We start from the raw sequence: 14213 nt of genomic DNA, 5'->3' as shown, positions 1-14213 counted from the left end.
GAGCTAACAGTTCCTACTGCCAAGCCTGTAGTGGACTTTCACCACCTAGCATTTGCGCATGCTGGGCGCACAAAAAACCACAAATCAGTCGGCCGATTCGTGGCTTTTTAGGAGATTCTTAATGTAATTAATGCCGTAGTTAATGCAACTAGTGTGAGAGCGGCTATTACATCGCCCAAGTGCCATTGCAAAATACGAAATCTAGTTCGTTCTTTATCGCCTTGATAGCCTCTTGCTTCCATTGCGTTTGCTAGCTCCTCAGCCCTGTTGAAGGAACTGACGAACAGCGGGATAAATATTGGCACAACTACTTTCATTTGTTCGAATAAATTTCCCTCGCCAAAATCTACACCTCGAGCGCGCTGGGCTTTCATAATTTTATCGGTTTCTTCCATTAATATAGGGATAAATCGCAATGCTACGGAAATCATCAGCGCTATATCTTGAACAGGCATTTTAAAAATTTTGAACGGCCGTAGTATGTAGGCGATTGCATCCGTCAAATCCATAGGCGTTGTTGTCAGCGTGATTACCGTTGAGATGAAGATAATCAGTACAAATCTAATAAACACGTATACTCCATTAATAATGCCAAATGAGGAGATTGCAAATGGTCCCCAGTTAAAGTAGATGGTTCCGCCACTTGTAAATAGCATTTGTAGCAACACAGTGAATAGAATGAGCCAGATTAACGGCTTGACTCCCTTTATGAAGAAGCGATAAGAGATACCTGTCATCAAGATAACCAAAAATGTGAATAGCGTTAGCAGCGCATAAGTTTGCCAGTTATTCGCTAAAAATAGGATACCAATGAAATAAAAACCTGCGATTAATTTTGTTCTTGCGTCTAGATGATGAATAAGGGATTCCCCAGGTATGAAGCGCCCAAATATTAATTTATCAAGCATTGGAAATCCCTCTTTTCTCATTATATATAGTATTGAAAGATTAAACTTGCAACTAGACAAACGACAATTGCACTGTTTGTGATAACGAAATTTTTGATAGAAATAACGAATGTTTTGGCTTTGACTTGCTCGATGTTGAATTTCTTTAAATTTTTAAATACCGGAATAATGGCGAGAAGTGTTATGAGCATAATTGGACTTAGGAAACCGATGATTACGGAAACCATAATAGCTACAAATGAAGCGTAATATAGGGCGTTAAAAAGGATTACCGCATATTTTTTGCTAATATAGTATGGTAGCGTATAGCGATGATTGCGAATATCTTCGTCCAAATCACAAATATTGTTAGCTAACATGATGTTCGCAATCGTGAAGATGCACGGTAAGGATACAATAGCAATTCGGATGATTTCAACCAGATTCACCTTCACTGTAACCCATTCTCCTGACCAAATTAAATTCGCAATGCCAGCATCATATGCATTCACATAAATCGCAAGAAATACAATGCCAAACCCCATCGTCACACCTGAAAAGATTTCACCTAGTGGCATACGTGACAACGGAACTGGGCCAAATGTGTATAAAATACCAATGCAAAAACAGATAAAGCCAACTAGTAAAACGAGCAAATCAGTTTCGATAACAAGCCAAACTCCCAGCCCACTCGCTATGAAAAACATCGCAAAAATCGTGCTAATTACCGTCTTCTCTGATATTCTCTCCTGTCCGATAACATTGCTCATCGTGCGATAGTCGTAATCATGATTATTCGTTGCTTTTCGATAGTCCATATAATTATTAATCGCCGTTGTTGTTAAATCAAAAATCAACATGGAACTAAAGAAAATAAGTGTGTTCTTCCAATTGAATATGCTGTATTGATATACTGCGAATAAAGTGCCTATAACAAAAGGAAAAACACTCGCAATTTTCGTCTGAATTTCTACCAATTTCAAAAAAGCTGGTATTGACACGCCCTACACTCCTTTTTAATTAGCCATTTGGAAGTTCTTATCCGTTAACTTAAACTTCCCTTTCAAGCCGGATGTTATATAGACCTTCTTCTCTTTACTTACAAAAATTGCTTCGACACCTTTGTATGTTTCGATAAAATCAAGACCGCCTTGAATGCCTTTTGAGAACGTTGCTGTTGATAAGCCGTCACCGTCAATCGATTTTTTAGAAACAATTGATACGCCTGCAATGTCATTATCGAAAGGATAGCCAGTTTTCGGATCTAATAAATGATGATATTTTACGCCATCTACTTCCAAGTAACGCTCATAAATCCCAGATGTAACAATCGATTTATCTGCTTCTGGAATAGTACCAATGATCGTACCACGAGACTCGAATGGATCTTGAATACCTACAACCCAATCACCGCCTTTAGGACTGTCACCTTTGACAATAATATTTCCTCCAAGATCGATAATAGCAGTTGTTACTTTATTCTCATCTAAAACTTTAGCCACTTCATCCGCGATATAACCTTTGGCGATTGCTCCTAAGTCTAGCTCCATGCCTTTTTCTTCTAAGTATACGGTTTTTTTAGCGTCATCTAACTTCACTTTTTTATAGTCGATTAATGGTAAAGCCGCGTCAATTTCTGCTTGGCTCGGTTTCCTAGCATCATCAAAACCGATATGCCATAGAGAGGTCAGCGGGCCAACCGTGATATCGAAGCTACCACTTGAACTGGCACTGTATTTTAAGCCTTCCTTAATAAGATAATAAACATCATCGTTCACTTTCACTGGATTTTTCCCAGCAGCCAAATTCACTTTGTCTACTTCTGATTTTTTAGCACTGTCGCTCGTTGTAATTTGCTTGTCAAGCTCTTTAATTCGGTCAAAGGCTTGTAGAAGAACATCCTCTTTTCCTTTATCATAAATTTTTACTACGTTAATTGTTCCCATAAGAAAATCTGTTTTTGTGTATGGTTGGGGAAGTATTTCTGGGCTCTTATCTTCGGATGCATCACTTTTCTTCGTATCATTACTACCACAAGCAGTCACAATAGCCGCTAAAAGTACGAGCGTTATTAACATATACAATTTCTTCATTATAGATGGCACCTTTCCGTTTTTGGAATGAATATAATCTGTTTTTATCGCTATTTTAGCGTATCGGTGATTGAGAGCATTGTCAAGAAAACCGTGTGCTATGCGGACAAAAAGGCTCCAGAGTTTTCGCCCTGAAGCCCTTCATTTTTATTGCTATCTTCTTATTCAGCTTCTACTTTATTGTACACTTTAATCATATCTGTATTACCAGATTGTGCTGCGTTGTAAAGTTGTGCTGCATAGATTCTGAATGTGTTTGATGATTCTGTCGCACCTGTTACTACTGCAACATCTGATGGAGTTTGTTTGTCAACAAGAGCTTTGTTTAGATCTGGAATGTATTCTTGCGGACCTACGCCAGTTTTAGCTTTCATGTTTTTCTCGTAGTCAGCATCGTCTGTTTTCTTCTTACCATCTTTATCTACATAGTTGAAGTCAGATGTCGTAATTTTTCCATCTTTCACTTCCATGTTGAACACTGCACGATAGTTATGTGCGTAATTTTGTTCTTCTAATGAGTATTTACCGTCTTGTAGTGCAGCACCATTGTTGATTTCAATTGTTGCTGTGTCTGCACGTTGCGCCGCTTGGATTAATTGGTTAGAGTAATTGATGAAAGAATCGGATGAATGAGTCGCGCCTGTTACTACTTCAACGTCTGCCGCTGATTGTTTAGCAACTAGAGAATCATTCAATGCTGGGATGTATTCTTGTGGACCTGTACCAACTTTAGCTTTCATATTTTTCTCGTAATCAGCATCATCTGTTTTTAGTTTGCCATCTTTATTTTCATAGTTATAATCAGATTTTGTGATTGCATTATCTTTGACGGTAATTGTCATAAATCCTTTCCAACCTTTATCATCAAAGTTCTTTTCTTGTAATTTATAAGTACCGTCTGTCATTGTACCGTCTGTTTTACCTGCTGTTTTTGTTGTATCTGATTTCTGTGTATCTGACTGTTTGCTGTCACTAGACTTACTGTCGTTGCTATTGTCATTACCACATGCTACCAATAACATACTTGAAGCCATTACTGCCGTCAGGGCCATTACCAACTTTTTCTTCTTCATAAATTTGCTCCCACCTTTTAAAATATTCCTTGTGATGACATGAACAATGAAAAGTGCACGAAAACACAAGCTCACCTTAATTCCACTTAAATATAACATTATTGTCTCAATTTGTCTACACACAGTATGCATGATTTAAAAACCAAGAATTTTCAGAAAGTCGGTCCTTTCTTCATTTACAATACTTCTTTAAAATTTTTACCACTCAAATGGTGTTTGTTGCCCTGTGAAGGTTTTCACCTATAATATCGCGTTTGTTTCCTAATTTTTGAGGGTAAAGACTCTAGACAGCATTTCTACTATCTGTTAAACTGGGTGATGTTATTACTAGTTAAGAGTTTTAGACGTAGGACTTATAATTTTTGTGAATATACTTACAAGGAGTTGAGAAAGCATATGCCTGAAAAAAATATTGTGTTAATAGGGGCGGGATATGCAGGTGTACATGCAGCTAAGAAATTAGCGAAAAAGTACAAAAGAGACGAATCAGTAACCATCACGTTAATTGATAGACATTCTTATCATACGATGATGACTGAATTACACGAAGTAGCTGGTGGTCGCGTTGAACCGACAGCGATACAGTATGATTTACGCCATTTGTTTAATCGTACGAAAGTGAAATTAGTGACAGATAACGTAACGCATGTGGATCACGAAACGAAAACAGTGACGACAGAACATGGTAGCTATCCGTTTGATTACCTTGTTCTTGGTATGGGTGGCGAGCCTAATGATTTCGGGACACCAGGCGTTAGCGAACACGGCTTCACACTTTGGTCGTGGGAAAACGCGGTTAAATTGCGTGAACATATTGAAACAGTCGTTCATGATGCTTCCGAGGAACAGGATGTAGCAAAACGCAAAGCCATGCTTACTTTTGCCATTTGTGGTTCAGGTTTTACTGGGATCGAGATGGTTGGGGAATTGCTTGACTGGAAAACACGTCTTGCTAAAGATAACAAGGTTGATGTTTCTGAAATTGAATTGATTGTTGTCGAAGCGGCACCAACGATTCTGAACATGTTAGACCGGAAAGATGCCCAAAAAGCGGAAGACTTCATGCTGAAAAAAGGCATCAAGATTATGAAAGATGCCGCAATCGTTGAAGTTAAAGCGGAAAGCATTGTATTGAAATCCGGCGATGAAATTCCAACACACACATTGATTTGGACTGCCGGCGTTCGTGCGAATTCTGATACGAAAGATTATGGTATGGAAACTGCGCGTGCTGGTCGTTTGAAAGTCAATGAATACATGGAAGCTGAGAAGTTCGAAAACACATACGTTATCGGCGACTTGGCTTATTATGAAGAGGAAGAAGGAAAACCGACACCTCAAATCGTAGAAGCTGCTGAGCAAACTGGTATGACCGCTGCAAAAAGCATTATTGCGGAAATCAGCGGAACAGAAAAAGAAGCTTATAAAGGAAAATATCACGGTGTCATGGTTTCGATTGGCTCCAAATATGGTGTTGCTAATCTAGGCGGATTACGCTTACATGGTTGGTTCGCGATTTTCATGAAGCACATGGTTAACCTTTATTACTTCTTCGGAATCCGTAGTGGTTATTATATGGCGCAATACGTTTCACATGAATTTTTCCATATTAGGGATAACCGGAATATTTTCCGAGGTTGGACTTCTCGCTATGGTAACGTGCTTTGGACATTGCCACTTCGTATTTATCTCGGCTGGTTCTGGGTTGATGAGGCTCTATCTAAGATTTACGGTGAAACGACGTGGGATAAAGTTAGCCTGACGAACTTGAAACCGTTATTCCAAGGACTTGGACCTGATTCATGGTTAACTGCTACAACTTCAAAAATGCCATTTGAATGGTTACAAACAGACGCCACATCTGGTGCATCTCAGGCAGCTGGTGACGCGGCCGGTGCAGCTGCAACAAACGTAACAACGCCAATCTTTAGTCATATGCCGGGTTGGTTTGAATGGATTATGAAACTTATTATGCCAAATCTCGACGTTGCTCTCTTCATGCAAAAAGTCGTTCCTTTTGTAGAGCTTGCCATTGGTCTTGCGCTTGTCGTTGGTCTATTCACTTGGTTAGCTAGCATTGGAAGCGCGGGATTCCTAGTAATGTTCACGCTTTGCGCTATGCTTGGTTGGGATAAATTCTGGGCATTACCGGCTTCAATCGCTTTACTAAATGGTGCTGGACGTACATTCGGTTTAGATTATTGGGCTATGCCTTGGTTCCAAAAACATCTCGGGCGTTGGTGGTACGGTAAGGAAAGTTCCATTTATCGCGATAAGTAACTGTATACGATTTAAACATAGCGAAAGGCTGCCAACAAACTGCCTTTCGCTATATATTTTTGCCGGAGTATATTACAATGAACATAAAGCTAGTTAGAGGGGGAAAAGAATGTGAAGGAATACTTACATATGGTCAAGCGTTGGGATGTTATTATTGTTGTACTTTTGACCCTGCTTTCTTTTTTGCCTCTAGCTATTTTTACTTATGCGAAATCACAAGAACCTGCCTCACCTGCTGGATCAGAGTCGAAGCTAGTTGCTGTGATTAAAGTCGATGGTAAGGAGTATAAGCGTGTGGACTTGACTGGTCATACGGGCGTGGATACGTTTAAAGTAATGGCTGATGACGGGGATTATAACGAGATTGAAGTGAAGGATGAGCGAATCCGGATTAGTGCTGCGAATTGTAATGATCAGGTTTGTGTCCGAGTCGGCGCGATCGGGAAGCTCGGCCAAACAATTGTTTGTTTGCCGCATAAGGTCGTAATCGAAGTTCAATCATCCACTGGTGAAACAGAGCCGGACGACGGGATCGTTATTCCTTCATAAGATTATTTCGAAAAAAAGGAGGTGTGTACATGACTAAAAATAAGCGCCTTGTTTATATTGCTTTACTGGCAGCTCAGGCTGTTGTCATTAGCTTGCTTGAACGCGCGATACCATTCCCGTTCGCTTTTGCGCCTGGTGCCAAGCTTGGTTTAGCAAATATTATTACGTGTATTTCCTTGTACACGCTATCCACAAAAGATGCTTTTATGATTGTCTGTATCAGACTTGTGCTCGCAACACTGCTCGGAGGAACGATTTCGACATTTATGTATAGCGCAGCCGGGGCTATTTTAAGCTTTGGCGGTATGTGGTTGGTGAAAAAATTAGGACCTAAACGCGTTAGTATTATCGGCGTCAGCACAACTGGCGGGATTCTTCATAACGTCGGTCAACTCGTGATTGCAAGCTGGATTGCTGGCAGTTGGAGTGTTATGCTGTATCTACCTGTCCTTTCGTTTATCGGAATATTATCAGGAATCGCAGTTGGAATTGCAGCCAATTATTTAATTAAAAATGTACAAACGCTACGTACCTTTAATAAAACCAAGGAACCTATTCAAAACTAAGCGAAAAGAGGATGAATTATGCAACTTCACCCGATGTGGGATGCCTATCCAAATCTGCAAACGGATTTGAAGGACGTACTCACGACTATCGAAAAAAGTATTCAAATCAGAGATAAGCAAGTTGAGAAGAATGTGAAAGACTTGATTCATGCTGGTGGTAAATTATTGCGCCCCGCTTACGCTATGCTCGCAGCACAGATTGGACCAGAATGGAATCGAGATCGCGCAATCGCTGTTGCCGGAGCCCTAGAAGTATTACATATGGCAACGCTAATTCATGACGATGTCGTGGATGACGCTCCAACAAGGCGCGGCATTCCAACGATTCACTCAAAATACGGTCGTAACTATGCCGTTTACACCGGCGATTATTTGTTTTGTATTTGCTTCAAAATCTTATCGAGTCATGCTAGCTCTGTTGAGAATATCGAATTTAACAGCAAGAACATCGAAAAAATTCTAATGGGAGAGTTAGATCAGATGCGGATGCGCTACGATATTAACGTGAGCGTTCGCCAATATTTGTCGCGCATATCAGGAAAAACCGCCCAACTCTTTGCTTTAAGCACTTTTTCAGGAGCATCACAGAGTAAGGCAACTCGTTTGCAGACCCGCAACGCTTGGAATATCGGACACTATCTTGGGATGGCCTTCCAAATCATCGATGACGTGCTTGACTACACGAGCTCCAATGACGGCCTTGGAAAGCCAGTTCTAAACGATGTCAAACAAGGCGTTTACACTCTCCCACTCATTTATGCCATGCAAAAACACCAACCTGAATTTCAACCACTACTAGAAAAGCAACTCGATATGTCTGATGCTGATCTTGAAAAACTTCTTGACCTCATAGCAAAATACAAAGGCGTAGAACAAGCTTTCACGTTAGCTGATAAATATACTAAAAAGGCACTGCGCGAGATCACAAAACTACCAGCTGGTGCTTACCGTGATCAAATGTACGACCTAACATCTTCTATTTTAAAAAGAAACATTTAGTCTCGTGCTGACTATGTGTTTCTTTTTTTCTAGAATAAAGCGACAAACAAAAAATCCGACTCCCCAAAATGAGGAATCGGATTTTAATTTGAAATTATTTAGAGATAGTCGCTACTACTCCAGCGCCTACAGTACGTCCACCCTCACGGATAGAGAATTTAGTACCTTCTTCAATCGCAACTGGTGCAATTAGTTCTACTGAAATTTCAACGTTATCGCCAGGCATAACCATTTCAGTACCTTCTGGAAGTGTAACAACACCTGTTACGTCAGTAGTACGGAAATAGAATTGCGGACGGTAGTTATTGAAGAATGGAGTGTGACGTCCACCCTCTTCTTTTGATAAAACATAAGTTTCAGCTTTGAAAACTGTATGAGGAGTGATCGAACCTGGCTTAGCTAATACTTGGCCACGTTGGATTTCTTCACGAGCAACACCACGTAAAAGTGCACCGATGTTGTCGCCAGCTTCAGCATAATCAAGTAACTTACGGAACATTTCTACTCCAGTTACAACGATTTTCTTAGTTTCTTCAACTAAACCGATAACTTCAACTTCGTCACCAACTTTAACTTGGCCACGCTCAACACGACCTGTAGCAACTGTTCCACGACCAGTGATTGAGAATACATCCTCAACTGGCATCATGAATGGTTTGTCAGTGTCACGAGTTGGAGTTGGGATATAGCTATCCACAGCGTCCATAAGTTCGTTAACTTTTTCTTCCCACTCTGGCTCACCTTGAAGAGCTTTAAGAGCAGAACCTTTAATTACAGGAATGTCGTCGCCTGGGAATTCGTATTCAGTTAATAGATCACGGATTTCCATTTCAACTAATTCTAGCAATTCTTCGTCATCAACCATGTCACATTTGTTCATGAAGACAACAAGGTAAGGAACACCTACTTGACGTGAAAGTAAGATGTGCTCACGAGTTTGTGGCATTGGGCCATCAGCAGCAGATACTACTAAGATACCACCATCCATTTGCGCAGCACCAGTGATCATGTTTTTAACATAATCGGCATGTCCTGGGCAATCTACGTGCGCGTAGTGACGAGTATCAGTTTCGTACTCAACGTGTGCAGTAGAGATTGTGATTCCACGTTCTCTTTCTTCTGGAGCACCATCGATTTGGTCATATGCAGAAGCTTCTGCAAAACCTTTTTTAGATAATACAGTAGTGATTGCAGCTGTTAAAGTAGTTTTACCATGATCGACGTGTCCGATAGTACCAACGTTAACATGGGGTTTTGAGCGGTCAAATTTTTCTTTAGCCATTTTATAATTTCCTCCTTAATGTTTAAAAAAATTATTGATAACACGCGGAAAGTAACTCCGCGCGAATCTCGTTACTATTAGTTATACAGGATACAACAAAAGTTTGCAATCAATCCAATCGCTAACCGTTCATTTCATACGCAAAACTTGCCTGTAGAGCGGATCGACAAATGCTCAGATTCTAGGCAACAGTTTTTGAAAGGACTACAGACTCACTTCGTTCCTCTGCATATTGGAGCTCTAATTCGCTTCGCTTCAAAGTGCTCCAACAAAGATGAGCGTTCGTCGGCACGCTGACTAGTCTTCTTTGTTGTTGCCGCCATTGGCTTTAATAATTTCTTCACCAACGGATTTTGGAACTTCTTCATAGTGGTCAAACTGCATAGTATAAACTCCGCGACCTTGCGTACTTGAACGTAGGTACGTAGCATAACCAAACATGTTTGCAAGTGGAACGAATGCACGGACAACTTGAGCGTTACCGCGCGCTTCCATACCATCTACACGACCACGACGAGATGTAATGTTACCCATAATGTCTCCAAGGTAATCCTCAGGAACGATTACTTCAACTTGCATCATTGGTTCCAAGATGACAGGATTACATTTCTTAGCCGCGTTACGAAGAGCCATAGAAGCAGCCACTTTAAAGGCCATCTCATTGGAATCGACATCATGGTAAGAACCGTCATATAATTTCGCTTTAATATCGATTAGCGGGTATCCTGCAAGTACACCATTTCCTAGTGCGCCTTCAAGACCTGCTTGTACTGCTGGGATGTATTCACGTGGAACAACACCACCAACGATAGCATTCTCGAACTCAAAGCCTTTTCCTTCTTCGTTAGGACCGAATTCGATCCAAACATGACCATATTGTCCACGACCACCGGATTGACGAACAAACTTACCTTCGACTTCGGCAGTTGTACGGAATGTTTCACGATAAGAAACTTGTGGATCACCTACGTTAGCTTCTACCTTGAATTCACGTTTCATACGGTCTACAAGGATGTCTAGGTGAAGCTCACCCATACCAGAGATAATTGTTTGACCAGTTTCTTGATCAGTCTCTGTACGGAATGTTGGATCTTCTTCTGCAAGTTTTGCAAGAGCTTGACCCATTTTATCTTGATCAGCTTTTGATTTAGGCTCAATAGCAACCGAGATAACTGGTTCTGGGAATTCCATAGATTCTAAGATAATTTGATTCTTTTCATCACATAGAGTGTCCCCAGTAGTTGTGTCTTTCAAACCAACAGCAGCAGCGATATCACCACAATATACGATTGAAATCTCTTCACGGTGATTTGCGTGCATTTGAAGGATACGTCCAACACGTTCACGTTTACCTTTAGATGAGTTTTGAACGTAAGAACCTGAGTTCAAAGTACCTGAGTAAACGCGGAAGAAAGTAAGACGACCAACATACGGGTCAGTCATAACTTTAAACGCTAGAGAAGAGAACGGCTCGTCATCACTTGGGTGACGTTCTGCTTCTTCTTCTGAATCTGGTAAAACACCTTTAATAGCAGCAACATCAGTTGGTGCTGGAAGGTAATCTAGTACTGCATCAAGCATCGGTTGAACACCTTTGTTTTTGAATGCTGTACCACATACAACAGGGTAGAAATCTACAGCTAGCGTACCTTTACGGATTGCAGCTTTCAATTCTTCTTTTGTAGGCTCTTCACCTTCAAGGTATTTCATCATTAATTCTTCATCTAAATCAGCAACAGCTTCGATAAGTTTGCCACGGTATTCGTCAGCAAGCTCTTTAAGATCAGCTGGGATTTCACGAATTTCAGGATCATTTCCTACATCATCAAGATAATACAAAGCGTTCATCTCAACTAAGTCAATAATACCTTCAAAAGTATCTTCCGCACCGATTGGTAATTGGATTGGGTGTGCGTTTGCATCCAGACGGTCATGTAATGTACCTACTGAATACAAGAAGTCAGCACCGATTTTATCCATTTTGTTGACAAATACTACACGAGGAACCCCGTAAGTAGTTGCTTGGCGCCAAACTGTTTCGGTTTGTGGCTCAACACCTGATTGTGCATCTAGAACGGCAACAGCACCATCTAATACACGAAGGGAACGTTCAACTTCAACCGTGAAATCTACGTGTCCTGGAGTATCGATAATGTTTACGCGGTGACCTTTCCATTGCGCAGTTGTCGCAGCGGATGTGATCGTAATACCACGTTCTTGTTCTTGTTCCATCCAGTCCATTTGGGATGCACCTTCATGTGTTTCACCAATTTTATGAATACGCCCTGTATAGAAAAGGATACGCTCTGTAGTAGTGGTTTTACCAGCATCGATATGAGCCATAATACCAATATTACGCGTCTTTTCTAAGGAGAACTCTCTAGCCATGGGTATTTCTCCTTCCATTATTAACGATTTAGTTAGGCAACAAGTGTTGACCTAGTCGCGCGGATAAGACGAATCTTACCAGCGATAGTGAGCGAATGCTCTGTTCGCATCTGCCATTTTATGTGTATCTTCACGTTTCTTAACGGAAGCTCCAGCATTGTTAGATGCATCAAGAATTTCGTGTGCAAGACGTTCTACCATAGTTTTCTCTCCACGAAGACGTGAATAGTTAACTAACCAACGTAGACCTAGTGTTGTACGACGATCAGCACGAACTTCAATCGGCACTTGATAGTTAGCACCACCAACACGGCGAGCTTTTACTTCAAGAACTGGCATGATGTTTTTGATTGCTTCGTCAAATACTTCCATAGGATCTTTTCCACTTTCTTGCGCGATGATATCAAAAGCAGAATAAATGATAGTTTGCGCTTTTCCACGCTTACCATCAATCATAAGTTTATTGATTAGACGTGTTACCAATTTCGAATTATACATCGGATCTGGTAATACGTCACGTTTAGCAACAGGACCTTTACGAGGCATTGGATATCCTCCTTTCATATAAATTTAGTTTATTTTTTAGGTTTTTTCGTTCCGTATTTAGAACGGCTTTGTCCTCTATTTTCAACACCAGCTGTATCTAGAGCACCACGTACGATATGATAACGTACCCCTGGTAAATCTTTAACACGTCCACCACGAATAAGTACAACACTATGTTCTTGTAAGTTGTGTCCGATACCTGGGATATAAGCAGTTACTTCAAGTCCGTTAGTCAAACGTACACGAGCATACTTACGAAGAGCCGAGTTAGGTTTCTTCGGAGTCATTGTACCAACACGAGTACATACACCACGTTTCTGTGGAGATGATACGTCTGTTAATGATCTTCTGAAAGTATTTAGGCCTTTGTTAAGTGCTGGAGAATCAGATTTCTGAGTTTTAGATTGACGCGGTTTGCGAACTAATTGATTAATTGTAGGCATTTTTTGGTTTCCTCCTTCCGATATTTCTAGAGCCACACATCCAGGTGGTTCATTTTTTCTTTAAAATAAAATTGCTGATAGGGAATCCCTAACAACAGCTTCTATTTTCTATACCTCGTCACGAAGGAAGAGGCACCTTGGATATAGTACCATTCTTAGTAGGGTATTGTCAAGGATTTCGACCACGTTTCTTCCACCAAAAAAAGATACTTAGAAGCTGCCGATTATATCAACGCCTTCAAGCATCTTTCGCGATTATTTATTTAATACAATCAGCGGGCTATAACACTCTTTTTTAAGTTAGATGGCAGATTGTATAGCTGTTTTAGCGAGCCAAGTTCGGCGTTTATGACGAATTCCTGAAAAAGCCGATTCATGGATGCATCCTCATTCGCGATTAGTTCTGGATGCCACTGGACGCCTACAACAAATGGAACGCCTTGTTTTTCGATAGCTTCTACAATTCCATCCGGGGCAATCGCAGTTATTTTCAAGCCGGTGCCAAGAGTTTCTATAGCTTGGTGATGGAATGAATTTACCTGTGCTGAGCTTCCAAAAATACGATGAAGTCGGGATAACTTTTCAAATTTGACAGGGTGCGTTGGTTGAGTAGCTTGTTCTTGTTGCATGTGCGGCAAATTGGCGTGTTCAATACTGTTTGTATCTTGATATAATGTTCCACCAAGCGCAACATTTAGTAATTGAGCACCTCGGCAAATCGCGAGTATTGGTTTCTTTTGCGCTAAAGTTTCTTTAAGGAGGGCCAGTTCGAAGGCATCTCGTATCTCGCACGTGACACCAAGTTCTGCCTCTGCCTCTGCACCATAAAATTTGGGTGAGATATCTTGCCCACCAGACAGGATAAGTCCATCAAGTTGGTCTACAAAAGTCTTCACAAGGCGTGTATCTGTGATAGGAATGACTAGCGGTGCCGCACCATTGTCTGCAACAACCGATACATAATCTCCGCCAACATAAGTGCCATTGCGTGAAATCGTATTTGGAACTTGAACCGTTAACTGTGCCGCCGAAATGCCAATGATTGCAGTCATCAACTTCGCCCTCCTTTTTAATTCGCATTCATTTACTCGGAATTAATTTTTTTCT

General features: G+C 40.8%; 13 protein-coding genes. 4 read left to right on the top strand and 9 right to left on the bottom strand.

Annotated features, from left to right (window positions below; all coding sequences use genetic code 11):
- Positions 1-107 precede the first annotated feature (107 nt).
- The 4 genes from fmnA to pplA form a co-directional block, all read right to left on the bottom strand.
- Positions 108-908, bottom strand: a complete 801-nt coding sequence (gene fmnA / locus R8925_RS11085) for an FAD export ECF transporter transmembrane subunit FmnA (protein ID WP_430535918.1) — start codon at positions 906-908, stop codon at positions 108-110.
- Between the two features lie 20 nt (positions 909-928).
- Entirely contained in the window at positions 929-1888 is a 960-nt protein-coding gene (gene menA, locus R8925_RS11080; protein ID WP_430535917.1) for a 1,4-dihydroxy-2-naphthoate polyprenyltransferase, read from the bottom strand.
- Positions 1889-1903: 15 nt separating this feature from the next.
- A complete protein-coding gene (locus tag R8925_RS11075) occupies positions 1904-2980 on the bottom strand; it encodes an FAD:protein FMN transferase (RefSeq protein ID WP_430535916.1) in 1077 nt (358 codons plus the stop codon).
- Positions 2981-3141: 161 nt separating this feature from the next.
- A complete protein-coding gene (pplA, locus tag R8925_RS11070) occupies positions 3142-4053 on the bottom strand; it encodes an extracellular electron transfer flavoprotein PplA (protein ID WP_430535915.1) in 912 nt (303 codons plus the stop codon).
- 396 nt (positions 4054-4449) lie between these two features.
- On the opposite strand from pplA, the gene R8925_RS11065 reads away from it, so the two are divergent.
- The 4 genes from R8925_RS11065 (at position 4450) to R8925_RS11050 (ending at position 8447) form a co-directional block, all read left to right on the top strand.
- The gene (locus R8925_RS11065) at positions 4450-6333 is read left to right on the top strand and encodes an FAD-dependent oxidoreductase (protein WP_430535914.1); all 1884 of its coding nucleotides are present in this window, start codon (positions 4450-4452) and stop codon (positions 6331-6333) included.
- Between the two features lie 111 nt (positions 6334-6444).
- Positions 6445-6882 (top strand): NusG domain II-containing protein, encoded by a 438-nt coding sequence (locus tag R8925_RS11060; RefSeq protein ID WP_430535913.1) that lies wholly within the window; start codon positions 6445-6447, stop codon positions 6880-6882.
- Between the two features lie 29 nt (positions 6883-6911).
- Positions 6912-7448, top strand: coding sequence for a flavinylation system FAD exporter subunit EetB (gene eetB, locus R8925_RS11055; RefSeq protein WP_430535912.1), 537 nt, complete (start codon positions 6912-6914; stop codon positions 7446-7448).
- A gap of 18 nt (positions 7449-7466) precedes the next feature.
- Entirely contained in the window at positions 7467-8447 is a 981-nt protein-coding gene (locus R8925_RS11050) for a polyprenyl synthetase family protein (protein WP_430535911.1), read from the top strand.
- A gap of 94 nt (positions 8448-8541) precedes the next feature.
- Here the strand turns inward: R8925_RS11050 and tuf are convergent, their stop codons facing one another.
- The 5 genes from tuf to R8925_RS11025 all read right to left on the bottom strand — a co-directional run bounded on the left by tuf (position 8542) and on the right by R8925_RS11025 (position 14158).
- Positions 8542-9729, bottom strand: a complete 1188-nt coding sequence (gene tuf, locus R8925_RS11045) for an elongation factor Tu (RefSeq protein ID WP_036071376.1) — start codon at positions 9727-9729, stop codon at positions 8542-8544.
- Between the two features lie 297 nt (positions 9730-10026).
- The gene (gene fusA, locus R8925_RS11040) at positions 10027-12117 is read right to left on the bottom strand and encodes an elongation factor G (protein WP_185342088.1); all 2091 of its coding nucleotides are present in this window, start codon (positions 12115-12117) and stop codon (positions 10027-10029) included.
- Between the two features lie 75 nt (positions 12118-12192).
- Positions 12193-12663 (bottom strand): 30S ribosomal protein S7, encoded by a 471-nt coding sequence (gene rpsG / locus R8925_RS11035; protein WP_036065477.1) that lies wholly within the window; start codon positions 12661-12663, stop codon positions 12193-12195.
- A 29-nt stretch (positions 12664-12692) separates the two neighbouring features.
- Positions 12693-13106 carry a 30S ribosomal protein S12 gene (gene rpsL / locus R8925_RS11030; RefSeq protein WP_430535910.1) on the bottom strand — a complete coding sequence of 138 codons (414 nt, stop codon included), beginning with the start codon at positions 13104-13106 and terminating at the stop codon, positions 12693-12695.
- Positions 13107-13378: 272 nt separating this feature from the next.
- On the bottom strand, positions 13379-14158 hold the full coding sequence (locus R8925_RS11025) for a gamma-glutamyl-gamma-aminobutyrate hydrolase family protein (RefSeq protein ID WP_430535909.1): 780 nt from the start codon (positions 14156-14158) through the stop codon (positions 13379-13381).
- Between the last annotated feature and the right edge of the window lie 55 nt (positions 14159-14213).

The organism is Listeria rocourtiae subsp. hofi (assembly GCF_963575615.1).
GTDB lineage: Bacteria > Bacillota > Bacilli > Lactobacillales > Listeriaceae > Listeria_A > Listeria_A hofi.
This window is presented reverse-complemented; position numbering and strand designations above follow the sequence as displayed.